The sequence below is a fragment of the Blastococcus sp. SYSU DS1024 genome (assembly GCF_054050795.1).
The window spans coordinates 186,442-210,319 of the sequence record NZ_JBJHAA010000006.1; the positions used below are offsets into that span (position 1 = coordinate 186,442).

Annotated in this window: 18 protein-coding genes; 14 read left to right on the plus strand and 4 right to left on the minus strand. The window is 74.0% G+C overall.

Going from position 1 to position 23,878, the window contains the following annotated elements; translation table 11 throughout:
• Window positions 1-2: 2 nt before the first annotated feature.
• Window positions 3-710, minus strand: coding sequence for an acetyltransferase (locus tag ACI79S_RS08150; protein ID WP_456592940.1), 708 nt, complete (start codon window positions 708-710; stop codon window positions 3-5).
• Window positions 711-1,246: 536 nt separating this feature from the next.
• Window positions 1,247-2,728 (minus strand): hypothetical protein, encoded by a 1,482-nt coding sequence (locus tag ACI79S_RS08155; RefSeq protein ID WP_456592941.1) that lies wholly within the window; start codon window positions 2,726-2,728, stop codon window positions 1,247-1,249.
• A 115-nt stretch (window positions 2,729-2,843) separates the two neighbouring features.
• Between ACI79S_RS08155 and ACI79S_RS08160 the strand changes: the two genes are divergently transcribed.
• Window positions 2,844-3,371, plus strand: coding sequence for a YdcF family protein (locus ACI79S_RS08160; protein WP_456592942.1), 528 nt, complete (start codon window positions 2,844-2,846; stop codon window positions 3,369-3,371).
• Between the two features lie 26 nt (window positions 3,372-3,397).
• On the opposite strand, the gene ACI79S_RS08165 is transcribed toward ACI79S_RS08160, so the two are convergent.
• Window positions 3,398-4,825: a polysaccharide biosynthesis tyrosine autokinase gene (locus ACI79S_RS08165; protein WP_456592943.1), complete on the minus strand. Its 1,428-nt coding sequence runs from the start codon at window positions 4,823-4,825 to the stop codon at window positions 3,398-3,400.
• Window positions 4,826-5,325: 500 nt separating this feature from the next.
• Between ACI79S_RS08165 and ACI79S_RS08170 the strand changes: the two genes are divergently transcribed.
• The 4 genes from ACI79S_RS08170 (at window position 5,326) to ACI79S_RS08185 (ending at window position 13,479) form a co-directional block, all read left to right on the plus strand.
• Window positions 5,326-6,711 carry a hypothetical protein gene (locus ACI79S_RS08170; protein WP_456592944.1) on the plus strand — a complete coding sequence of 462 codons (1,386 nt, stop codon included), beginning with the start codon at window positions 5,326-5,328 and terminating at the stop codon, window positions 6,709-6,711.
• Window positions 6,712-7,009: 298 nt separating this feature from the next.
• Window positions 7,010-8,140: an OmpA family protein gene (locus tag ACI79S_RS08175; protein ID WP_456592945.1), complete on the plus strand. Its 1,131-nt coding sequence runs from the start codon at window positions 7,010-7,012 to the stop codon at window positions 8,138-8,140.
• A gap of 219 nt (window positions 8,141-8,359) precedes the next feature.
• A complete protein-coding gene (locus ACI79S_RS08180) occupies window positions 8,360-10,594 on the plus strand; it encodes an MMPL family transporter (RefSeq protein ID WP_456592946.1) in 2,235 nt (744 codons plus the stop codon).
• 212 nt (window positions 10,595-10,806) lie between these two features.
• Entirely contained in the window at window positions 10,807-13,479 is a 2,673-nt protein-coding gene (locus ACI79S_RS08185; RefSeq protein WP_456592947.1) for a transglycosylase domain-containing protein, read from the plus strand.
• Window positions 13,480-13,627: 148 nt separating this feature from the next.
• Here ACI79S_RS08185 and ACI79S_RS08190 read toward each other — a convergent pair whose 3' ends face one another.
• Window positions 13,628-14,908 carry an alpha-hydroxy-acid oxidizing protein gene (locus ACI79S_RS08190; protein ID WP_456592948.1) on the minus strand — a complete coding sequence of 427 codons (1,281 nt, stop codon included), beginning with the start codon at window positions 14,906-14,908 and terminating at the stop codon, window positions 13,628-13,630.
• A gap of 232 nt (window positions 14,909-15,140) precedes the next feature.
• Between ACI79S_RS08190 and ACI79S_RS08195 the strand changes: the two genes are divergently transcribed.
• The 9 genes from ACI79S_RS08195 to ACI79S_RS08235 all read left to right on the plus strand — a co-directional run.
• Complete coding sequence (locus ACI79S_RS08195) at window positions 15,141-16,292, plus strand: hypothetical protein (protein ID WP_456592949.1); 1,152 nt, start codon at window positions 15,141-15,143, stop codon at window positions 16,290-16,292.
• Window positions 16,293-16,431: 139 nt separating this feature from the next.
• Window positions 16,432-16,833, plus strand: coding sequence for a MarR family winged helix-turn-helix transcriptional regulator (locus ACI79S_RS08200; protein ID WP_456592961.1), 402 nt, complete (start codon window positions 16,432-16,434; stop codon window positions 16,831-16,833).
• A 97-nt stretch (window positions 16,834-16,930) separates the two neighbouring features.
• The gene (locus ACI79S_RS08205) at window positions 16,931-18,481 is read left to right on the plus strand and encodes an acetolactate synthase large subunit (RefSeq protein ID WP_456592950.1); all 1,551 of its coding nucleotides are present in this window, start codon (window positions 16,931-16,933) and stop codon (window positions 18,479-18,481) included.
• Window positions 18,482-18,613: 132 nt separating this feature from the next.
• Complete coding sequence (locus ACI79S_RS08210) at window positions 18,614-19,606, plus strand: tripartite tricarboxylate transporter substrate binding protein (RefSeq protein WP_456592951.1); 993 nt, start codon at window positions 18,614-18,616, stop codon at window positions 19,604-19,606.
• A gap of 42 nt (window positions 19,607-19,648) precedes the next feature.
• Window positions 19,649-20,653, plus strand: coding sequence for a tripartite tricarboxylate transporter substrate binding protein (locus ACI79S_RS08215; RefSeq protein ID WP_456592952.1), 1,005 nt, complete (start codon window positions 19,649-19,651; stop codon window positions 20,651-20,653).
• Window positions 20,654-20,734: 81 nt separating this feature from the next.
• Window positions 20,735-21,187 carry a tripartite tricarboxylate transporter TctB family protein gene (locus ACI79S_RS08220; RefSeq protein WP_456592953.1) on the plus strand — a complete coding sequence of 151 codons (453 nt, stop codon included), beginning with the start codon at window positions 20,735-20,737 and terminating at the stop codon, window positions 21,185-21,187.
• A 3-nt stretch (window positions 21,188-21,190) separates the two neighbouring features.
• On the plus strand, window positions 21,191-22,888 hold the full coding sequence (locus ACI79S_RS08225) for a tripartite tricarboxylate transporter permease (RefSeq protein ID WP_456592954.1): 1,698 nt from the start codon (window positions 21,191-21,193) through the stop codon (window positions 22,886-22,888).
• A 67-nt stretch (window positions 22,889-22,955) separates the two neighbouring features.
• Complete coding sequence (locus tag ACI79S_RS08230) at window positions 22,956-23,621, plus strand: 3-oxoacid CoA-transferase subunit A (RefSeq protein ID WP_456592955.1); 666 nt, start codon at window positions 22,956-22,958, stop codon at window positions 23,619-23,621.
• Window positions 23,618-23,878, plus strand: a 261-nt coding sequence (locus tag ACI79S_RS08235) for a CoA-transferase (RefSeq protein WP_456592956.1), incomplete at its 3' end; no start/stop codon positions are given. The genes ACI79S_RS08230 and ACI79S_RS08235, both read left to right, overlap by 4 nt.

Sequence of the window (23,878 nt, forward strand, 5' to 3'; positions counted from 1 at the left end):
CGTCACGAGGTCACCAGCCGGGTCGCCGCCGGGTGCCCGGCACGGGCGAGGGACCAGTCGGGCACCGGTTCCCCGCTGCGGTCGGGCAGGATCCGGGCCGGGTTGCCCACCGCGGTGCAGTGGTCGGGCAGGTCCCGGATGACCACCGCTCCGGCGCCGACCCGGCACCACCGGCCCACCTTGATCGTGGGGATGAGGACCGCCCCGGCCCCGATGTGCGTGCCCTCCCCGATGTGCACGTGACCGCTGAGGGTGGCGTGCGGGCTGATGTGCGCGTAGTCCTCCACGACGCAGTCGTGGTCGACGCTGGCGGCGGTGTTGACCAGGACGTGCCGCCCCAGACGCGCGTTCGGCTGGACCACGGCACCGTGCAGCACCACCGTCCCCTCGCCGATCTGCGCCGTCGGCGCGATGAGCGCGGACGGGTGGATCGCCAGCGCGAAGGTGGCGTCGAGCATGACGTCCAGTTCGGCGCGCTCGCCGTTGATGCCGACGGCGAGGACGACGGGGACGTCGATCGCCGGGAAGCCCGCCGGACCCGTCCGCCGGATCCCCGGGTGCACGTGGAAGCTCGCGGGGTGCTGGTTCTCCGGCCGGTCGTTGTACTGCCGTCGCACCCGGATGCCGCGAGCCCGCAGGACGTCGATGACGACCTGGGCGTGCCCGCCGGCGCCGTAGACGTCGTGCACCGGTTTGGGTCCGAAGGTCATCGTGGCCTCTTCCTGGTCACCGACCGCGGGGTGGGTGGGGACGTGCCCGGCGTGCGGCCGGTTCGACGCGGAGGTTAAGGGTTCCGCCGGGCCCGGACGGGGTCGTCGTGCGCGCCATGTGAAGTCCGTCCACCCCACTCGGCGGCGCTCCCGGCCCTGTACTACGCACCGTCGACGCCCGACCACGGAGTGCGTGCCCCGTACCGATCGCCGACCACGCCGCGGCGGCTGGCCCGGCCGCGAGCGACGGGGTGTCCACCCGGCGGGGAGGCCCTACGGGGCTTGCCGCGAGCCCTGGCCGGCCGAGGCGAGGTGCGCGGCGCTCCCGGAGGGAGGAACGGTGCTGGTCTCCGCCGGGGCCCTGGCCGCCGTCGGGAACAGCCGCCCGCGGTGGCCGAAGCCGGAGCAGGTCACCGGAGCCTCGATCCGGTGGCGTCCGGACAGGTTGTCCGGCGGAACCGGGTGTTCGACGGCCGCACTCTCCTGGACCCGGGACTCCGGTTGGGGGCGCAGCGCACGCCCCAGCCCCGCCAGGGCTACCCGTAGCCGATGAGGTCGTTGCCACGCACGTCTGCGCCCGGCGTCGAGACCGTCCGGATACCGACCGGATCGCCGCACGAAGGCCCGACGAGCGTGGCCCGGTTGTCCCGGATCGCGACGTCGGTCGCGTCCTTGACGAAGATCGCGTCGGTGCGCGAGACGAGGCTGTTGCCCGTGATGACGACGTCGTGCACCGGCACCTTGCTGTAGACGAAGCTGATCTCCGGGGTGCACTCGCCGTCCAGCGACGCCCCCGGCTGGGTGACCAGGTTGTCGGCGATCAGGATGTCGGACACGTCGTTGCGGAACGTCTGGAACGGCGTGCCGACGGAGAAGAACGCGTGCCCGTGCCGGCCGATCGTGTTGCCGGTGTAGCGGACGCCGCGGGTAGGCCACTCGTCGTCCTCCACCTCGAGGTCGAACACGTGGTATCCGATGCCGTTGAACACGCTGTCCTCGACGGTCACCCCGTCGCAGGCCACGCAGGAGATCCCCATCCGTCCGACGGTCTCGGCCGACGAGCTCCGGATCCGGATGCCGGTGGGGATGGTCCGCCGGTCGAGCCCGTGCGCGATCGCCACGAAATCCCCGTAGGCGCCGCGCCCGTGCACGTTCTCGACGGTGACGTCGCTCGCGCCGCGGATGAAGACGTTGTGGTCGAACTCGTTGTCGGGGTCGAAGCGCGGCTCGGGGTTCATCCCGACCAGCGTCATGTTGCGCAGGACGATCCCCGTGCCGTAGTTCAGGTGCCACTGCGCGCGGTTGGTCTCCGGTGTGGGCACCGGGACTCCGGCCCGGAAGGTCGCCCCGTTGCCCTCGATGACCAGGTCGGCCCGGCCCTCGAGGGTCAGTGAGCCGTCGACCCGGTAGCAGGCCTGCTCGTCGAAGAGCACCTCGCTCCGGTCGGGCACGCTCGCCAGCCACTCGTTGAGCGCGGCGGTCACGTCGGTCGAGCAGTCGGCCGCGATGCCGGCGGGCACGACGTGGCGGGGGAGGCGGGGACCGGCGACCGGAGGAGGCTCGCGGGGAGCCCCGGTCATCCGAACGGTCAGCAGGTCGCCACCGGTCGGAGGCTCCGGGGCCCCGTCGCCCCGCCGCACCGCCACCGTGTCCTGCAACCGTTCCGGGCCGCTGACCGCAGTCACCTCCACGTCGTCGGTGACGCCGGCCGGCGGGCGGAACGCGAGGGCGAACCTGCCGTCCTCGTCGGCCACCACGAGGGCCGACCCGCTGCCCCCCTCGAACCGCGCCGACACGTCGATCGGCTGCTCGGCCACCAGGCCGCGGCCGGTGACGACCACGACGTCGTCCTGCCAGGTGGCCGCGACGGCGAAGGTTTCCCGGACCCGATCGATGGCGGGGGGGTCCCGGACCACCGCAGCGACCACCGCCAGCAGCAACCCGGCCAGCACGACCAGGCGCCACTGCCGGCGTCGCCGTGAACTCGCGGCCACGGTCGGCCCAGTGGAGGCGCTCACGGCCGTGTCACCGGGTGCCCCGCACGCCGGCGGACGGCCGGACGGTCCCGCTCCCGCCTCGCGGCGCGACGGACGGCCACCTCCGGGCGTCCGGACGGTGGCAGGCTCCACGGGCATGCGCAGGAGCCTCGTGGCGGCCGCGATCCTCCTCCTGCTCGTCGCGGCCGGCGTGGCCCGGCTCTTCGTGCACCCACCGACCGATCCGGCCGCCGGCGCGGACGCGGTCGTGGTGCTGGCCGGGGATGCGGGCAGCCGCCTCCCGGTCGCGATCCGGCTCGCCGAGTCGGGGGCCGGTGTCCTCGCCGTCTCCGTGGACGATGGGCGGGACAACGAGCAGGCTCGAACCCTGTGCGAGGACCCCGGTGGCCTGGAAGTCCACTGCTTCACCGCGACGGGGTCGGACACCAGGTCGGAGGCGCGTGCGCTGGGCGCACTGGTCGACCAGCAGGGCTGGGCCAGGATCGCCGTGGTGACCAGCAGCTACCACGTCGTGCGGGCGGGAGTGCTGATGCGCCGCTGCACGGACGCCGACGTCGCCATGGTCGAGGCCCGGGCGGGTATGACGCCGCGACGCTGGGTGATGGCAGTCCTCCACGAGACCGGTGGCATGGTTGCCGCCGTGGCCGGCAGCGGCAGCTGCTGACCACGGGTGGAGGCGACCGGGCGGCATCAGCTCGTGGCCGACGGAGAGGATCCCGGTCCAGGGCGCGAGGAGCCGGACCACGCCTCGGTCGGCCGGCCGGTCGGCGGGGCCGGTGGGGGGAGCGCCCCGGTGATCGGGAGCGCGTCGGGCTCGTCCTCGGCGTGCGTCCGGCCGGCGGCACCGACATCGGCCGCGTCACCGGGCGCGTGCCGGGCCGCAGCGGGAGCGCCGGTGCGCTGCCGGCCGGTGTCGGGTGCGTAGCTCTTGCGGCCGCCCCGGGTGGTGGTCGGCGGCATGCGGTTGAGCACCGTCCCCAGGACTTCTGCACGTACCCGGTTGATGGCCGCCGTGCCCTCCGCCAGCTGGTCCTGGGTGGTCCGCCCGTGGCGCACCACCAGCAGGCAGCCGTCGGCGAGCGCGGTCAGGACCGCGCCGTCCACGACGGACAGCAGCGGTGGTGCGTCGACGATCACGTGGTCGTAGCCGTCCCGGGCCTGCTCCAGCAGGGACTGCATGGTCGGTGAGCCGAGCTGCTCCGCCGGCTCCGCGGGCAGCGGACCCGCGTCCAGCACGGTCAGCGTGCTCTGGCCCCACGGCCGGGTGACCTCGTCCAGCTCGGCGGTGCCGGCGAGGACATCGGTGAGACCGGGGCCGGCCGGGAGGCCGAGCTGCCGCGCAACCCGCGGCCGCCTCAGGTCGCCTTCGATCAGCAGGACCCGGCTCCCCGACCTCGCGAGGGAGACAGCCAGGTTGACCGCCACCGTCGATGCCCCCTCCCCGGGTACGGCCCCGGCGACGACGATGACGCGTGACCGTCCTCGGGGGCCGACGTGCTGCAGGTTGACCCTGAGCGTCCGGAAGGCCTCGGCGACGGCGGACTGGCCGGTGGCCGCCCCGGAGGCGACGTGCCGGCGCGTCAGCTGCCGGTCGACCGGCACCCGTCCGAGGATCTCCGCGCCGGTGGCTGCGGCCGCGTCCTCTTCGTTGCGCAAGCTCCTGTCCATGCGCACGCTCAGCAGGGCTGTCCCGACACCGAGGAGGAGCCCCAGCGCGCCGCCGACCGCGAGCGTCCGGGCGGTGGCCGGGCTCACCGGGGTCGCGTCGTAGCTGGGGGGCTCCATGAGCTCCACATCGACGGTCGGTGTGGCCGCGCCCTCGGGGGTCTCCAGCTGGCGCACGCGGTCGATGAAGTTCTGGGCCACCGAGGTGGCGATGAGCTGTGCCCGGTCGGGCGAGGTGTCGGTGACCGTCACCTCGAGGACGACCGTGTCCGGCAGCGGGGTCGCCGTGATCATCTCAGGCAGCTCGGCGGCCGAGATCGGCAGCCCGAGGTCGTCGACGACCCGCTGGGCGAGCTCCCGGCCAGTGAGCACCTGGACGTAGGTGACGACCCGCTGCTGGGAGAACTGCTGGTTGCCGTAGGGGTCCCGCGACTCCGTGGACTCGGGGGTCACAGTGACGAACAACTGGGCCGTTGACGCGTATCGACGCTCCGCGGACCAGTTCAGAAAGGCGGCCACGGCGAGGCCGAGGAGTAGTCCGGCCACGATGTATCGCCGTCTGGTGCGGAGCGCGCGCAGCGCGTCGGTCCCTTCCACTCACATCCCCGTTCTCGGCCGGAGCTCGGCAGCTCCGGGATCGGTCGGCGCCCGGCTCAGGGCCTATGTGGGCACGGACGGTAACGCCGGGACGGGCGGCGCTGGCCCCTTCTCCGTACGGCGAGGAGCTGCTGCACGTTCCGGCGCGGGCCGCCGGAGCTCGAGCAGCCGGATCGACCAGCAGTTACTTCGCTGGGTAGTTGCGCCACGACAGGACGCTGTTTCGGCTTGTCGCCGCTCTGCGTCATCGCACCAACAGCCTGCGTGACGGACGGCTCGTCTGCGACCTCCCGGCCCGGCGGACGGCGGCGCGCAAGCACTACTGCGCGGGTCCTGGTCTGGTTAGCGTGCCCGGTGTGAAGCAGAAGCTCGGCCCGTGGCGCTGGGCGGCGTTGTTGCTGCTGGGGTACGTCCTGGCACGGCCGGTCTCGACCAACATCGTCCTCGTGCCCGTGCTGGCCGCCCTGGGGGCGCTGTCGGCCGGCACGATCGTGCTGGCGCGCCGCCGTCTCGCGCCGCCCCTGGTGCCCATCGTGTTCGTGACCTTCGCCTACGCACTGGTAGGCCTGCTGGCGGGCCCGACAAATCCGGGCTTCACGGGCGGCTTCCTCGTCTTCGTCGCCGCCCCGCTCCTCTGGTGGATGGCCGCGACGGCCGTGGACGAGCGGACCCTGCGGGCGGTCTTCACGACCCTCGCGGTGGTCACGGTCTTCATCGGCGGCACGATCTCCCTCTACGCAGCGGGCAACACCGGGGTGGTCCCGCAGGTTCTCCCGTCATGGTTGCTGGACCAGTACGGCGCTGGCTTCGGTGGCGGGCGGTACACCGAGGTGCGCCTCTACGGGCTCTCGACGCTGGTCGCTGCCGGGCCGCTGTGGATCGCCTCCCTGTTCGTCGGCAACGACCGGCTGCTCCCGCCGACGTGGCTCAGGCTGGTCGCCGCGCTCGCCGCGACCGCGGGAACCCTGACCGGCGGCCGTCGGGCGCTCGCCCTCGTGCTCGTCCTGGCGCCACTCATCGGCTGGTTCCTGCGGATGGCCCTGCAGGGCCGCCGTCCGGTGGAGGGGACCACGGTGCGCGGGCGCGTGCTCCTGGCGGCCGGCGCAGCGGTCCTCGTGGTCGGCTTCATGCCAGGGCTGTTCTCCTCCGGCGTGATCGGTGCGGCCTGGCAGAGCGTCGCCAGCTACGTGACCGGCGCGGTCTTCCCCGATGCCAGTGCGGCGGATGACCGCCTGCGGGCGTACCAGGCCGATCGCCTGCTGGAGGAGTGGAGCGAGAAACCCTTCTTCGGGCACGGGTTCGGAGCGGTGATCGACGGCTTCGCCCGGGATCCGGTGGAGCCGTGGCGCTGGGAGCTGCAGTACCACGGTCTGCTCTTCCAGACCGGGGTGGTGGGCATGCTCATCGTCCTGGTCGGCGCCCTCCTCACGCTGGGGGCGGTGATCCGGGCCGCGCGGGCGCGGGCCGACCTGGTGCCGAGTCTGGTGGTCACGTGCACGGGCGCCGCCGGGATGCTGATCGGGAACGCGACGAACCCGTACCTGCAGGCTCCCGGTCACGTCTGGTCCATCTTCCTGCCGATCGCGGTCGCCAACGTCGCGCTGCTGAGCGCCCGCGGTTGCGGAGCGGAGCGGGCCGCTGATCGGGTGGCGGCCGGTGCGGGCAGTGACGGCGGGGGAGATCCCGAGCGGCTGGACGGGAGCGCGGCGCTCCCGTCACGTGTTCCGGGCCGTGCACCCTGATGCCCTCGGCGGCCGGCCCGCTCCACCTCTCCCCCCGGCCACCGGCCCTGCCCGGTCGCCGGATCGCCCGATCCGATTGTCGCGCACCGAACCCCCCCGTGGGCTGCGACGACGTCATACGGTGCCGGCGCGGCGGCACAGGGTGTCCGCCCCGTGCCGGCCGCGGAGCGGACACCCTGTGGGCCTCGCCGCGGCCGTGCGGATCCGTGCGGTCATACGTGTGGAGAGACATCGCGGGGGCGTTGTGGCAGGAGATCGAGCAGGTACGGCCCGTGCCGGGTCCGCATTCCGGGGATCGGTGCGGAAGGGGCTGGTGCGCTGGTCCGCGGCGGTGATCGCGGCCGCCGTCACCGCCGGGCTCGCCGGCTGCGGTGGCGGTGCCACCGCAGCCGCCCCGGAGCCCACCGGCGCGCTCGCCGTGGTGGTGGGAGCTCGCGCCAACATGCCGCCCGCAGCGCTCGGCGGACGTTCGGCCAGCGTCGTCGAGATGGCAGTCGCCCAGCGCGCAGCGTTCTCGCTGATCGTGGCGGACGGGGCGCCGTTCCAGGACGAGGCGGCCGGCTCCCCCGAGCTCGCCGACCGGCGGCCCGTCGACGATGCGGTCAGCGGAGCCCGGGCCCGGACGGAGGGATCCGATCTGCTCGGTGCCCTGGGCCTGGCCGTGGAGGAGCTCGCCGGGCAGCCCGGGCTGCGCAGCCTGGTCGTTCTGGACTCCGGGTTGTCGACGGCAGGTGACCTGGACTTCACCACGCCGGGGATGATGGACGCCCACCCGCAGGAGGTCGCCGAGGCCCTGGGTGATGCCCAGCGCCTTCCCGACCTGTCGGGCATCCGCGTCGTCTTCCAGGGGTTGGGCGACGTGGTGGCCCCCCAGCAGCCGCTGGACTCGATCCGCCGCGCCCAGCTGGTGGCCATCTGGAGCACGGTCGTCCGGCAAGCGGGTGCGGCGAGCGTCCACGTGGAGAGCACGGCGCTGGAGGGATTGCCTGATCCTTCGCTGCCCCCGGTGGAAACCGTCGGGATGGACCCGGGCTACCGCTGCACCGGGCAGACCATGACCATCACCGGAGGGCCCTTCGCCTTCCGGCCGAACAGCGACCAGTTCATCGAGCCGGGGGCTGCCGAGGACGTCCTGCGCGGGGTCGCCGAGCAACTCCGGTCCGGCCAGGTCGTCGCCATCCTTTTCGGCACCACCGCGAACATCGGCGAGCCCGCCGACCAGGTGAGGTTCAGCGACGAGCGGGCACAGGCGGTGGCCGATCTCCTCATCGCCCTTCGCGTGCCGATCCCGCAGCTCCACGTCGAAGGCCGGGGGAGCGACTTCCCGGGGTACGTCGCCGACCGGGACCCCCAGGGCCGGCTTCTCCCAGCTCCGGCCGCGCTCAACCGCACGGTGCGCATCGAGTTCTCCGCCCCGGTGAGCTGCTGAGCGACCCGGTTCCGGGCTCCCGGGGCTGACCAAGATCAGGGACGGCATCAGGGCTTTCCCTGATGTTCCGTCCCGCCTCCTCCGGAAGTCTCTCCGCCGGCGGGCCGCGCCCCGATGATCGGGCCCCCCGACCCCCGCCCGACCAGCCGGCGGGTGGGTGCGCGCGCCCGTGACCAGCAGGTCGGCCTTCGGACACCGGCACTCGAACAGGAGACGACGATGGATGGATCCCGCAACCTCGCGGGGCGGGTCGGCCGCTGGAGCGCCCGGCACCGGAAGACGGCGGTGCTCGGCTGGCTGGCCTTCGTGCTGGCCGCCGTCGCGATCGGTGCGCTGGTCCCGCAGGGCGAGCTCACCGACGCCGAGCAGTCGCTCGGCGCCCCGGCCCAGGCCCGCCAGATCCTCGACGACAACGGCTGGGAGGAGCCGGCCTCGGAGATGGTCCTCGTGCAGCGGGCCGCCGACGTGCCCGGGGCCGCCGCCACCGCCGCGCTCACCGACCTCGTCGACGGGCTGCGGGGCACCCCCGAGGTCACGAACCTGGTCAGCCCGCTCGACGGTGCCCCGCTGGTCTCCGCCGACGGCCGCTCCGCGCTGGTCACCTTCGACATCGCGGGGGACCCGGACGACGCCGCCGACCGGATCGGCCCTGTGCAGGCCGCGGTCGCCGCGGTGGCCGCCGAGCACGACGACGTCCGGGTCGAGCAGTTCGGCGGCACCAGTGCCGACGTCGCGCTGGGCGAGACCCTGGACGCCGACTTCCAGCGCGCCGAACTGCTCTCCATCCCGATCACGCTGGCCGTGCTGCTGCTGACCTTCGGGGCGCTCGTCGCGGCCCTCCTCCCGCTGGTCTTCGCGCTGACGGCGTTCGTCGGCGCCCTGGGCCTGCTCAGCCTCACCAGCCAGATCTGGCACGTCGACCAGGCCGCGCAGATCGTCATGCTGCTCATCGGCCTGGCCGTCGGCGTGGACTACTCGCTCTTCTACCTGAAGCGGGAGCGCGAGGAGCGGGCGAAGGGCGCCGGCCCGGTCGACGCCCTCGACGTCGCCGCGGCCACCTCGGGGCACTCGGTGCTCATCTCCGGCATCACCGTCATGGTCGCGATGGCCGGCATGTTCCTCACCGGCTTCTCGATCTTCACCGGCGTCGCCTCCGCCACCATCCTGGTCGTCGCCTGCTCGGTGCTCGGCTCGCTCACCGTGCTCCCGGCGATGATGGCCTGGCTCGGTGACCGGGTGGAGAAGGGCCGGCTGCCGTTCCTGCGCCGGCGCGCCGCCGACCGGCCCGGCCGGTTCTGGCCCGTCGTCCTCGGCGCGGTGCTGCGCCGGCCGCTGGTCGCCGCGGTGGTGGCCGGTGGCGCGCTGGTCGGGCTCGCCGTCCCGGCGCTGTCGATGGACCTGCGTGCCGAGGGCGTCCAGGACCTGCCGCAGGCGCTCCCGGTCATCCAGACCTACAACCGGATCACCGAGGCGTTCCCGGGCGGCCCCTCACCGGCCGAGGTCGTGATCCAGGCGCCCGACGTCACCGCCCCGCAGGTGCAGGCCGCGATCGCCGAGCTGCGCGAGCGCGCCCTGGCCAGCGGGGAGATGAACGAGCCGATCGCCGTCGAGACCAACGAGGCCGGCACCGTCGCCGTCGTGGGGGTGCCGCTGACCGGCGACGGCGAGGAGCAGGCCTCCCGCGACGCCCTCGCGACCCTCGCCGACGAGCTGGTGCCCGAGACAGTCGGTGCGCTGGACGGCGTGACCGCGGTCGTCAGCGGCGGCACGGCCTCCTCGGTGGCCTTCGACGAGCTCATGGCCGAGCGCACCCCGTGGGTGTTCGGCTTCGTCCTGGTGCTGGCCTTCCTCCTGCTGCTCGTCTCGTTCCGCTCGGTGACCGTCGCGGTCACCGCGATCGTGCTCAACCTGCTCAGCGTGGCCGCTGCCTACGGCGTGATGGTGCTGGTGTTCGAGGAGGGCGTCGGCGCGGGGCTCATCGACCTCGACCGGACCGGGGCGATCGTGAACTGGATCCCGCTGTTCCTGTTCGTCATCCTCTTCGGCCTGTCGATGGACTACCACGTGTTCATCCTCAGCCGGATCCGCGAGGCCCGGGACCGGGGGCTCGCCACCCGGGACGCCGTCGCGCAGGGCATCACGTCCTCGGCCGGGGTCGTCACCAGCGCCGCGGTGATCATGGTGTTCGTCTTCCTGACCTTCGTGACGCTGTCGATGACGAGCATGAAGCAGATCGGGCTGGGCCTGGCGGTGGCGGTCCTGCTGGACGCCACCGTCGTCCGGGCGCTGCTGCTGCCCGCGGTGATGCAGCTGCTGGGTGAGCGCAACTGGTACCTGCCGCGCTGGCTGGGCTGGCTCCCGGCGGTCCGGCACGAGCCGGCCGTGCAGGTGCCTGCCGTGGTGCCGGCTCCGCGGCCGGCGCCGGCGGCGCCGGTGGTGGCCGCGGTGGACTGAGCGCGTCCGGCCCTCCCTCCGGGAGTGCCGCGCGGCCGGCCCGTCCCGCGACGCCCGGCCGCGCGGCACCCGGGCGCCGCGCGGCGGCGGCGCACATTGCGATCGCATGACAGTTCGCTCATCCGGGAGGCGGATCCCGGACGGAGGGGTACCGAGGAAGGCGGGTCCGCTCCGCGTGGGCGCCGCCGTTGTCGCCTGTGCCGAGGAGTTCCGTGTCGCCCCGTCCCGTCATCGACGGCCTGCCGCTGCCCGGCGTGGAGGAGGCGCCGGTGCGGCGCGTCCACCGGGGGAGCGCGCTGCTGGGCCTGGCGCTGGCGGTCGTACTGGCAGGTGCGCTGCTCGCCGGTTTCGCCCTGCCGCTCGTGGGTGGGGCCACCTTCGCCACCCGCGCCGGCGCCGACCTGATGCGCCCGGTCGGCGACGAGCTGCTGGACCGCACGCCGGCCGGCAACACCCGCGTGCTCGCGGCGGACGGGTCCCTCGTCGCCGAGTTCTACCGGCGCAACCGCACGGTGGTGCCCTCCGAGGCGATCGCCCCGGTGATGAAGGACGCGGTCGTCGCGATCGAGGACAGCCGGTTCTTCGACCACAGTGGTGTCGACGGCAAGGGGCTCGCCCGTGCGCTGGTCCGGAATCTCTCCGCCGGCCAGGTGGTCGAGGGCGGCTCCACGCTGACCCAGCAGCTGGTCAAGCAGATCCGCCTGCAGTCGGCCACCGATCCCGACAGCCGGCAGGCCGCCACCGACGAGAGCGTGGCCCGCAAGCTCCGGGAGGCGCAGCTGGCCCTCGCCTTGGAGCAGGACTACACCAAGGACGAGATCCTCACCCGGTACCTCAACCGGGTCTACTTCGGCGCCGGCGCCTACGGGGTCGCCGCCGCGGCCGAGACCTACTTCGGCGTGACGCCGGACGCGCTGACCCTCGCCCAGGCGGCCACGCTCGCCGGCCTGGTGCAGAGCCCCACGCAGTACGACCCGTTCGTGGCCCCCGACCGGGCCACCCAGCGCCGCGACGTCGTCCTCGCCCGCATGGCCGAGCTCGGGATGGCCGATCCCGCCGCCGTCGACGAGGCCCGGAGCGAACCGGTGGTGCCCACGCCGGGCGAGGGGCCGCCGCGGGGCTGCCAGGAGGCCCGGATCGGCGGGTTCTTCTGCGACTACGCGATGAGCTACCTGACCGGCACGCTCGGGCTCGACCAGGAGGCGATCGAGACCGGCGGGCTCACCATCGAGACGACGCTGGATCCCGCCGTGCAGCAGGCCGGGGACGCCGCCGTCCGGGCGACCCTGGCCCCGGACGACCCGCGCGCCGGCATCTACACGGCCGTGGAGCCGGGCACCGGCCGGGTGCTGGCGATGTCGGTCAACCGGACCTACGGCGCCGCCGAGGACGACCCCACGCAGACGATGGTCAACCTCAACGTCGCGGCGGGGCAGGGCACCGGGTCGACGTACAAGGTCTTCACCGCCGCCGCCGCGCTCGAGCAGGGCCTCGGCCTGGAGCACCGCATCACCACCTCCGACCCCTACGAGTCGACGGTCTACCGCGACGGCGACGGCCCCTACGACGTCGAGAACGCCGGCCGTTACCGGTCGACGCTGGACATGGAGCAGGCGCTCTACATGTCCTCCAACACCTACTTCCTCGCGTTGTCCGACCAGCTCGGCAGCGTGGAGGCGCCGGTGCGCATGGCGCAGCGCCTGGGCCTGCGCTCCCTCGACCCCGTCGCCGACCAGGTCGTCGCCGAGAACCGCGGGTCGTTCACGTTCGGCGCCGAGGCCACCAGCCCGCTGGACCTGGCGAACGCCTACGCCACGCTGGCCGCGAGCGGTACCCGCTGCGAGCCGACGCCGATCCAGCGCGTGCTCGACCGCTCTGGTGAGCCGGTGCTCGGCGAGGACGGGCAGCCCCTCGGCGGCCCGCGCTGCGAGGAGGTCGTCGCCCCCGGGTTGGCGAACACCCTCAACCAGGCGCTGCGCAAGGACGTCGAGCCGGGCTACCCCGGGCAGACCGGTCGCCGCGCCTACGTCCCCGGCCACCAGATCGCCGGCAAGACCGGGACGACGCAGGACGCCTTCTCCGTCACCTTCGTCGGGTACACACCGCAGGTCTCGGCCAGCGTGATGATCTACAACCCGGCGGAGAACCAGGACGTCGGCGGCTTCGGCGGCGGCATGCCCGCCCGGATCTGGCACGACGCGATGCAGCCGGTCCTGAGCTCCCGGGAGCCGGTGCCGTTCCCGCCGGCCGACCCGGTGTTCGTGGAAGGCACCCGGGCGGGGGTGCCCCCCGGCTGCGCCGGCCGGTCCGCCGCCGGTTGCCGCCAGCTGCTCGGCGCCCGGGACCTCGGTGCCTCGATCGTCCGCGTCGACAGCGCGCTCCGCCCCGGCACCGTCGTCGGCGTCGACCCCGCGCCGGGCACGCTCCTCCAGCGCGGCGACACGGTGACCGTGCTGGTCAGCAACGGCGCCCGCTGGAACCCGCCGCGCCCCGCGCCGGCCCCGGCGCCGCGGCCCGCGCCCGAGCCGTCGCCGGCCCCCGCACCGTCGCCGGCCCCCGAGCCGAGCCCGGAGCCGCCCCCTCCGCCGCCGAGCCCGGAGCCGCCTCCGCCGCCGCCGAGCCCGGAGCCGCCTCCGCCGCCGCCGAGCCCGGAGCCGCCTCCGCCGCCGCCGAGCCCGGAGCCGCCTCCTCCGCCGCCGAGCCCGGAGCCGCCTCCGCCGCCGAGTCCGGAGCCGCCTCCTCCGCCGCCGAGCCCGGAGCCGCCTCCGCCGCCGCCGAGCCCGGAGCCGCCTCCGCCGCCGCCGCCGACTGAGCCCGAGCCGCCGACGGAACCGGAGACGCCGACCCCGGAGACGGCGGACCCCCCGCCGGACGCGGTGCAGTAGGAGTGGGGGCGGGGGGCCGGTCCTGACGGTCTGGCCGCGTTGGTCGGTCTACCCAGCAGTGGGTAGCCACTGTTTCCCGGCTACCCCCGCCCACTTCTACTGTGACCCAGGCCACAGGCATCGTCAACCCGCGGCGCGGCAGCGTGCGTCAGCCGACGCGGTGCAGGACCTCCGGCGTCAACTGGTCGACGGCGGTGTGCCCGGTGAGCCCCAGCGTCAGGTCGAACTCGCCGACGACGTCCTCGACCACCTGCCGCACGCCCGCTTCGCCGGCCAGGGCGAGGCCCCAGGCGAACGGCCGGCCCAGCAGCACCGCACGGGCACCCAGGGCGACGGCGGTGAAGACGTCGGCGCCGCTGCGGATGCCGCTGTCGAGCAGCACCGGCGCCCGGTCGCCCACGGCCGCGACGACGTCGGGCAGCGCGTCGAGCGCGGCGATCGACCGGTCGACCTGGCGCCCGCCGTGCGTGCTCACGATCACGCCGTCCATGCCCTCGTCCAGCGCGCGCCGCGCGTCGTCGGGGTGCAGCACGCCCTTGAGCAGGATCGGCAGCTTCGTGCGGGAGCGCAGCCAGGCCAGATCGGCCCAGCTGATCGACGGCCGGGAGTAGATGGCCAGGAAGGTCTCCACGGCCGCGCGGGGCAGCGGTGAGCGCAGGTTGTCGCGGAACGACCCGGGCCAGGCCCGCGCCATCGTCACCAGCGCCCTGACCGCCGCCGGGGTGGGCCGGGGCTGCGGTTCCCGGGGGCCGGCGGCCGCCGCGCGCTCCTCGACCAGGCGGCGGAACACCGGGTCGGAGGTGTACTGCGCGATGCCCTTGCCCAGGGCGAACGGCAGGTGGCCGAGATCCAGGTCGCGCGGGCGCCAGCCGAGCATCGTCGTGTCGAGGGTGACCACCAGGGCCTCGCAGCCGGCGGTCTCCGCCCGGTGGACCAGGCTCTCCACGAGCTCGTCGGAGGTCGACCAGTACAGCTGGAACCACCGGGGCGAGCCGCCCATCGCGGCCGCGCACTCCTCCATGGACCGCGAGCCCTGGTTGGAGAAGACCATCGGCACGCCGGTGGCGGCGGCGGCGCGGGCGACGGCCAGGTCGGCCTCGGGGTGCACCAGTTCCAGCGCGCCCACCGGGGCGAGCAGCAGCGGGGCGGGGAGCCGGCGCCCGAACAGCTCCACGGAGGTGTCGCGGACGCTCGCGTCGCGCAGCACCCGCGGCACCACGGCCCACCGGTCGAACGCGGCGCGGTTGGCCCGCTGGGTCACCTCGTCGCCGGCTCCGCCCGCGACGTAGGCGTAGGCGCGGGCGTCCAGCGCCCGCTTGGCGCGCTCCTGCAACCGCCGGATGCCGACCGGCACCCGCGGGGAGCGGCCGTACACGCCGGCCCGGTACACCTCGTTCTGCCGCCGTCGGCCGGCACCCGCTTCGTCCACGCGGTCACCGTAGTGACCCCGCTCACGGCGACCGGAGGAGGGGCGAGTCCGCGTGCGTGAGGAACGCGGCAGCCGGGTAGTGCGCGAGCTCGCCGGGATGACGAACGGGCGTCCGGCGGTTCCCCCGGACGGGCGATCGGCGGGTCGATTCCCGACACGCCGCACGACACGCGCGACACGCGCGTAACGGGCTAGCAACGAACTGTCACTTCCGTCATCATCTGGAACTCGAGTGCATCGCAAAGGGGAGACCGGGCTGAACACCAGCTTCGAGCGGATCACCGGGCAGACGTGGACGACGTCGGCCCGGGTGGTCCGCGGCGCCCTGCCCGCCGGTGTCGTGACCGGTCTCCTCGTCGTCCTGCTCGGCCTCACCGTCTCCGCGGCCGCCCCCGCGCACGCGCTCGACGATCCCACCAAGCCCGACGCCCGCGTCACCCACGGCCCGAGCTGCCGCCCGGGCGGGATCGTGGTGGAGGTCGTCGCCGGCACCGCTCCCTACAGCGTGCGCCTGGCCACCACCCGGACGCCGTCCGGTGAGGACGAGGCCACGCTCGTGCCCCTCGGCAGCGTGGTGCTGCGCACCGACGACGTCGCCCCCGGCGAGACCATCGACCCGCGGCTGGAGTTCACCGCGCGCGACGGGTCGGGCCGGACCCACGTCGACGAGCTGACGGACTACACGCTCACCCGGCCCACGGTGGAGGACTGCGAGGTCGCCCTGTCCCCGCCGCCGCCCCCGCCGGCGCCGCCGACCGCCACGGTGGAACCGTCCGCTCCGGCGCCCTCGACCACCGGTGGTCCGACCACGGGCAGCGCGCTCCCGGGGACCACCGCTCCGCAGGCTCCCGGCACCACGACGGCGCCCGGCTCCCCGCCGACCACGGGCGGCGCGCCGACGAGCTCCGGGACCACGGCCGGCGGCACCCCGACGCGCAGCTCCGGCGATGCGGGGGCGGTCGCGCCGGGCGGACCCGGCGGCGGCGTTCCCCAGGTGCAGCCCGGCGGCACCGTGGTGCTGCGCGGCGCCGGCTTCAACCCCGGGGAGCGGGTGGACATCGTGTTCCACGGCGGCGAGACCGTGCTGGCCACGACGACCGCGGACCTCGCCGGCGAGGTGCGCGTCGACGTGCGCATCCCCGAGGGCGCCGCGGCGGGCCCGGCCACGCTCGACCTCGTGGGCGCCGACTCGGCCGTGCGGACCGGCGTCGCCCTGCAGGTCGCCGCCGCCGTCGGCGAGGCCGCCCCCGCCCGGGGCGTGGTGTCCCTGGCCTCCCTGGCGGTCGCCGCGGTGGCGCTCGTCGCCACCGCCGGCGGGCTGGTCTCGGTCGCCGGACGCCAGCACGCCGGCCGGCGCGCCATGGGCTCGATCTCTGCCGTCTGAGATCGGTTTCACCGGCTCGTGATCCGGGGAGTCTGAGCGGGTGCCACGGTCCGAGGACGCGCTCGCGCGCGGTGTCCCCCGGGATGCTGCCGCTCTTCCCGGAGTCGCTCCCCGCCCCGCCGAGACGTGGTTGCGCATCGTGCAGGTGCACGACCGCATCACCCGGCGGGTCGACTCGGCGCTCCACCGCCACCACGACCTCTCCCTCACCGGCTTCGAGGCGCTGCGCCGCATCGCCGAGTCGCCGGGGGAGCGGGCCTCCATGGGAGAGGTGGCCGAAGCGGTCGGCCTCTCCAGGCCCGGCGTCACCAGCACCATCAACCGGCTGGTCGCCCAGGGGCTGGTCATCCGCGAGCGGGTGGAGGCCGACAAGCGCCTGCTGCACGCCCGGCTCACCACCGCGGGGCGGGAACGGGTGGCCGCGGCCCGCACCACGCACGACGAGCTCGTCGCGCACCTGCTGAGCCTGCTGGGGGACGACGCCGCCGTCGTCACCGACGCCCTGGCGCGGGTCTCGGCCGCCACCCGCGCCCGTCGTTGACCCGTCCGTCCGCGCACCGCCGGCGCGCGTACGGTGCCCCCATGGGTGCCCAGGGTGATCCGCCCCACGTCCGTACGGGTCGCACGGCGGTGGTGGCGTGAACGGCGCCCGCGCCCTCATCCGGACGCTCGTCGCCGGCGGGGTCGACGTGTGCTTCGCCAACCCGGGCACCTCGGAGATGCACTTCGTCGCCGCGCTCGACGCCGTCCCCGAGATGCGGGGCGTGCTCTGCCTGTTCGAGGGCGTGGCCACCGGGGCCGCGGACGGCTTCGGCCGGTTGGCCGACCGGCCGGCGGGCGTCCTGCTGCACCTCGGGCCGGGCCTCGCCAACGGGCTGGCCAACCTGCACAACGCCCGCCGCGCGGCGACGCCGATGGTCACGGTCGTCGGTGACCACGCCGGGTACCACAAGGAGTACGACTCCCCGCTGGAGTCGGACATCGACGCGCTCGCCGGCACGGTCTCGGCATGGGTGCGCCGCTCCTCGACCGCCGCGGACGTCGGGGCCGACGCGGCGGAGGCGATCGCCGCCGCCCGCACGGCCCCCGGCGGCATCGCGACCCTCGTCCTGCCCGCCGACGTCTCCTGGTCCGAGGGTGCCGAGCCCGCGACGGCCCCGGAGCCGGGCAGGCCGCGGACGGTGCCGGACGACGCCGTCGCCGCGGTCGCCGCACTGCTGTCCTCCGGTGAGCCCTGCGCCGTCCTCGTGGGCGGGGCGGCGACGCGGGCGCCGGGGCTGCGAGCGGCGAGCCGGGTGGCGCGTGCGGCCGCGGCGCGGCTCTACTGCGAGACCTTCCCGGCGAGGCTGGAGCGCGGTGCGGGCCTGCCGCCCGTCGAACGCCTGCCCCGGGCCGGGCAGCAGGTCGCCCAACGGCTGGCCGGCGTCCGCCACCTCGTCCTCGCCGGCGCCCGGTCCCCGGTGGAGTTCTTCGCCTACCCTGACCGGCCCAGCAGCCTGGTCCCCGAGGGGTGCCAGGTGCACGTGCTCGCCGACGGCGCGGACGACGTCGTCGACGCCCTCGTCCGGCTCGCCGACCTCGTCGGCCCGGGGGAGGAGCCGGAGGAACAGCCCCTGGTGCGACCCGCCCTCCCCACCGGCGTGCTGACCCCCGACGCCGTGGGCGCCGTGCTCGGCGCCCTCCTGCCGGAGGGTGCGATCGTCGTCGACGAGGGGGTGACCTCGACCCGGCAGATGCCCGTGCCGACCGCCGGGGCGCCGCGCCACGACTGGCTGACCCTCACCGGCGGCGCGATCGGGCAGGGGTTGCCGGTCGCCACGGGCGCCGCGATCGCCCGGCCCGGGCAGCGCGTCGTCTGCCTGGAGGGCGACGGCAGCGCGATGTACACGATCTCGGCGCTGTGGACCCAGGCCCGGGAGTCCCTCGACGTGACCACGGTGGTGTTCAGCAACCGCTCCTACCGGATCCTCGAGGGGGAGCTGCGCAACGTCGGGGCGGAGGCGTCCGGGCCGCGGTCGAGGGACCTGCTGGAGCTGGACCGGCCGGACCTGGAATTCGTCTCCCTGGCTGCCGGGATGGGCGTGCCCGGCAGCCGGGCGACGACCGCGGAGGAGTTCGTCGAGCAGTTCCGCCGGGCGATTTCCGAGCCCGGCCCGCACCTGATCGACGTCGTCCTCGCGGCGCCCTGACCGAGTCCGGATCGTTGCCTTTTCGGGGCGCTGGCCACCCACCCCTGTGCTTACATCGCAGTGATCCGCACCACCGGCCGGGCGCAATCCGGCGGGGGCAGACCGGTCAACGGTGACCGTTGGGGGAGAGACATGCGCATCTCGTCAGGCATCGCGGCCGTCGTGCTGGTCGGTCTGCTCGCCGCGTGCGGTGGGGACGACGGCGGGGGCACCGGCACCGCGGCCGAGGGTGGCGGTGACGCCTCGTCCTACCCGACCGAGTCGATCCGGATGCTGGTGCCCTACGGCGCCGGCGGGCCGACCGACCTGACCACCCGCACCGTGGGCGCCTGCCTCGAGGACGAGCTGGGGCAGACCGTGGTGGTCGAGAACCTGCCGGGCGGCTCCGGCGCGCTGGCCACGACCGAGCTGATCGCCGCCGAACCCGACGGGCACACCCTCTCGCTGGTCACCGCGGGCACGATGGTGCTGACGCCGCTGGCCAACGAGGTGGGCTACACCAAGGACGACATCACGCCGGTGGGGGTCATGGCCGAGGTGCCGTCGGTCCTCGCGGTCGGGGAGAACTCGCCGTACGCCTCCGCCGAGGACTTCTTCGCCGCGGCCGAGGCCCAGCCCGGCACGGTCACCGTGGGCACCCCCGGCGCCTCGACCCCCCAGGCCATCGAGCTGCAGCGGCTGGCCGACGAGCACGGGGTGCAGGTCACCGCCGTCCCCTTCAACGGCAACGCCGAGATGACCACCGCCCTCCTCGGCGGGAACGTCGACGCCGTGCTGATCAACGCCTCGATCGATGTCGTGCAGAACATCGAGTCGGGTGCGTTCGTCCCGCTCGTCGCCTCGCCCGAGGAGCGGCTCTCCTGGCTGCCCGACACCCCCACGTTCGCCGAGCTCGGTTACGACGGCCTGACCCTCTCCGGCTCGACCTTCGGCCTCGCCGGCCCGGCCGGGCTCCCGGACGACGTCGTCACGACGCTCGAGGAGACCCTGCAGACCTGCCTGGAGAAGCCGGAGGTGCAGGAGCGGATCGGCGAGCAGTACGTGCCGGAGGAGTTCGCCGGCGCCGAGGAGCTCGCCGAGGTCCTCGACCGCACCCAGGAGGTCTACGAGCCGATCCTCGGCTGACCCGATCCCCGCACGACCCACCCCCGACCACCGGAGGAACCCATGCGCCGTACCCGCTCGACCTGGCCCGCGCTGATCGCCGCGTCCGTGCTCACCCTCGCCGCCTGTGGCGGTGACGACGGGGGCGACACCGGCGGAGGGGGCGGTGGCGGCGACGCCGCGGCGTCGGACTACCCGACGGAGAACATCACGCTGATCGTCCCCTACGCCGCCGGAGGCCCGACCGACCTCGCCGCGCGCACCATCGGCAGCTGCATCGAGGAGGAGCTGGACCAGACCGTCGTCGTGGAGAACCGCGAGGGCGCCTCCGGCTCCGTCGGGATGCAGGCGATGCTCGCCGGTGGGAACGACGGGCACACGCTGTCGCTGATCGCGGTGCCGGCCTCGGCCACCAACCCGTTGCAGCAGGACGTCGGCTACACCAACGACGACTACGTCCCGATCGCCGCCGTCACCGAGATCCCGTCGGCGCTCATCGTCGGCGCCGACTCGCAGTTCTCCACCGCCGAGGAGTTCTTCAGCTACGCCGAGGAGAACCCCGGCGAGCTCAACGTGGGCGTCCCCGGCACCACCACGTCGCAGGCGATGGAGCTGCGGCGGCTCGCGGAGGAGTACGGCGTCGAGGTCACCGCGGTGCCCTTCACCGGCAACGCCGAGATGACCACGGCGATCCTCGGCGGCAACGTCGACGCCATCTTCATCAACTCCTCGCAGGACGTCCTGGAGAACATCGAGGCAGGCAGCTTCGTCCCGCTGGCGGTCAGCCCGCCCGAGCCGGTCGACTACATCGACGCGCCGACGCTGGCCGAGTCCGGCTACCCGGAGCTCACCAACAGCGTGTCGGTCTTCGGCCTCGCCGCGCCGGCGGGCGTCCCGGACGACGTGGTCTCGACGCTCGAGGACACGGTCGACACGTGCCTGCAGAAGGACGACGTGCGGGAGCAGCTCGGCGAGCAGTACGTGCCCGACGAGTTCGTCAGCAGCGACGCCTTCTCGCAGCGGATCGACGAGATCGTCGAGGCGTACGGGCCGATCCTGCAGGAGTGAGCCATCCTGTCGCGGGGCCGGTGCCGTACCGGTCCCGCGACGTTCGCCCCGGCCCCGTCCCCACCTTCCCCGGAGACCTGGATGTCGAAGCAGCTGCACCGGATCGCCCCGCTGGTCCTGGTGATCTTCGGTGCCGCCGCGATGCTCGGCGCCCGCAACCTCGGCCTCGGCGAGATGAGTGCGCCCGGCCCCGGCCTCTGGCCGTTCATCGTCGCGACCCTGCTCACCGTCACCGGGGTGGTGGTGCTGTTCATCGACGACCCCGAGGACTACGAGCCGTGGACCCGCGGCACGCTCAAGATCGTCCTCGGGCTGGCCGGCCTCGCTGTGTTCGTCGTGCTGTTCCAGACCATCGGGTTCTTCGTCTCGGCCGTGCTCATGCTGCTGTTCTGGCTGCGGGTCTTCGCCCGGGAGCCGTGGCGCTGGGCCGTCCCGCTCGCGGTGCTCGGGGCGCTGGCGTTCCACCTCATCTTCGTGGAGGTGCTGGCCGTACCGTTCCCCGACGGCATCGTCTTCGCACCGGTCGGGAGCTGAGGCATGGGCATCCTCGACGGCCTCGGCCAGGGGTTCTCGGTCGCCCTGGACCCGACCAACCTGCTCTACGTCTTCATCGGCGTCCTCATCGGCACGGTCATCGGTGTGCTGCCGGGCCTCGGGCCGACGGCGACGATCGCGCTGCTGCTGCCGATCACCTACGAGATCGAGCCGGTCACCGCGGTCATCATGCTGGCCGGCATCTACTACGGGTCGATGTACGGCGGCACGATCACCTCCGTCCTGCTGCAGCTGCCCGGCGAGGCTGCCTCGGTCGTCACCACCTTCGACGGCTACCAGATGGCCAAGCAGGGCCGCGCCGGGCCGGCGCTGGGTATCGCCGCGGTCGGCTCGTGGATCGGTGGCACGGTCTCCATCGTCGGCCTGGTCCTGCTGGCACCACCGCTGGCCGACCTGGCGGTCGAGTTCGGCGACCCGGAGTACGTGGCGCTCACCGCGCTCGGCATCCTGCTGGTCACCTACCTGGGCACGCGGCACCCGGTGAAGAGCCTGGCGATGGCGGCCCTGGGCCTGCTCCTGGCCACGGTCGGGCAGGACCTGATCACCGGGACCAACCGATTCACGTTCGGGCAGATCTCGCTGTTCGACGGCTTCGACTTCGTCGCCGTGGCGATGGGGCTCTTCGGCGTCGGCGAGATCCTCTACAACGTCGAGAAGACGGAGAAGGCGCAGGCGCTCAAGAGCAAGATCAAGGACATCTGGCCCAGCCGCAAGGATTTCAAGGACTCCTCCGGCGCGATCGCGCGTGGCTCGGTCCTCGGCTTCTTCCTCGGGGTGCTGCCCGGCGGTGGCGGCGTCATCTCCTCGCTGGCCTCCTACGGGATGGAGAAGCGGCGGGCCAAGGACCCGACCCGGTTCGGCAAGGGCGCCATCGAGGGCGTGGCCGGCCCGGAGACGGCGAACAACGCCTCCTCCACCTCGGCGTTCATCCCGCTGCTCACCCTCGGCATCCCGCCCAACGTGGTGCTGGCGCTGATCTTCGGCGCGCTGCTGCTCAACGGCGTCCAGCCGGGCCCGCAGCTGATCGACCAGCAGCCGGAGATCTTCTGGGGCGTCATCGCGTCGATGGCCATCGGCAACCTGATGCTGCTGATCCTGAACATCCCGCTGGTCGGGTTCTTCGTCCAGCTGCTGCGGGTCCGCGCGGGCATCCTCGCCGCGTTCGCGCTGCTGGTCACGATGGCCGGCGTCTTCTCGGTGAACAACGACGTCTTCGACATGTGGGTCGTGCTCGCTTTCGGCGTCATCGGCTGGCTGATGAAGAAGACCGGCTTCGAGCCGGGCCCGCTGGTGCTGGCGTTCGTGCTCGGCGCCATCCTGGAGAGGTCGTTCCGCCGCTCGATGCTCATCTCGGGCGGCGAGGTGTCGATCTTCTTCACCCGGCCCATGTCCGGGACGCTGTTCGCCCTGATGGCCCTCGTCATCATCTGGAGCACCGTCCAGGGCATCCGTCGTCGGCGGCGGCGCAGCCGCCCGGCCACGCCGGGGGAGGAGGACCTCGCGGCGACCGGGACCACCGCCGAGCCCGAGGGCAGCCCGGGCGCGGAGACCACCGACGACGCGGAGGGCGCCACGACGGGGGCGCCGCGGGACGGTGCCGGGGGCGCGGGCTCCACCGGGGCGACCGGGGCGACCGGCCCGACGGCGCAGGGCAGGGGGCCGGGGCCCGACCGTTCCTGACCGATCGTGGCGGGTACCGCCGTCAGCACCCGGTGGCTCCGCGCCGGCACGACCCCCGGGGGGGACAGTGATCGACAAGAGGGTCGGCTCGCTCGCGGCCGCGGTCGAGGGCATCGCCGACGGCGCCACCGTGCTCGTGGGCGGGTTCGGCGCCGCCGGCGTCCCGGTGGAGCTCGTGCACGCGCTGCTCGAGCAGGGCGCCCGCGACCTGACGATCGTGACCAACAACGCCGGCAGCGGGGAGACCGACGTCGCCGCGCTGATCCGGGAGCGCCGCGTGCGCAAGATCATCTGCTCGTACCCGCGGTCGGCCGGCTCGATCTGGTTCGAGGAGTTCTACCGGGCGGGGGACATCGACCTCGAGCTCGTCCCGCAGGGCACGCTCAGCGAGCGGATGCGCGCTGCGGGCGCGGGGCTCGGCGGCTTCTTCACCCCCGCCGGCGCCGACTCGCTGCTGGCCCGGGGCAAGGAGGTGCGGATGATCGGCGGACGGCGGCAGGTCTTCGAGGAGCCGCTGCGGGGCGACGTGGCGCTGGTCAAGGCGCTGAGCGCCGACCGATGGGGCAACCTCGTCTACAACAAGGCGGCCCGGAACTTCGGCCCGACCATGGCCACCGCCGCGGAGCTCACCGTCGTGCAGGTGCGGGAGTTCGTCGAGCTGGGGGAGCTCGACCCCGAGGCCGTCGTGACCCCGGGCATCTTCGTCGACCGGGTCGTGGAGGTGGGGGTGTGAGCACCTCCCCGCTGTCGCAGACCGAGATGGCCGCCCGGGTGGCCCGCGACATCCCCGACGGCTCCTACGTGAACCTCGGGATCGGCATGCCCACCCTCGTCGGTGACGTCGTCTCCGCCGGCAAGGAAGTCGTCTTCCACAGCGAGAACGGCATCCTCGGCATGGGGCCCGGGCCGGCCCCCGGCGCGGGGGTCTGGGAGCTGATCAAACCACGCAATGCGCCGGGCACCACCCTCCCCGGCGGCAGGTACTTTCAC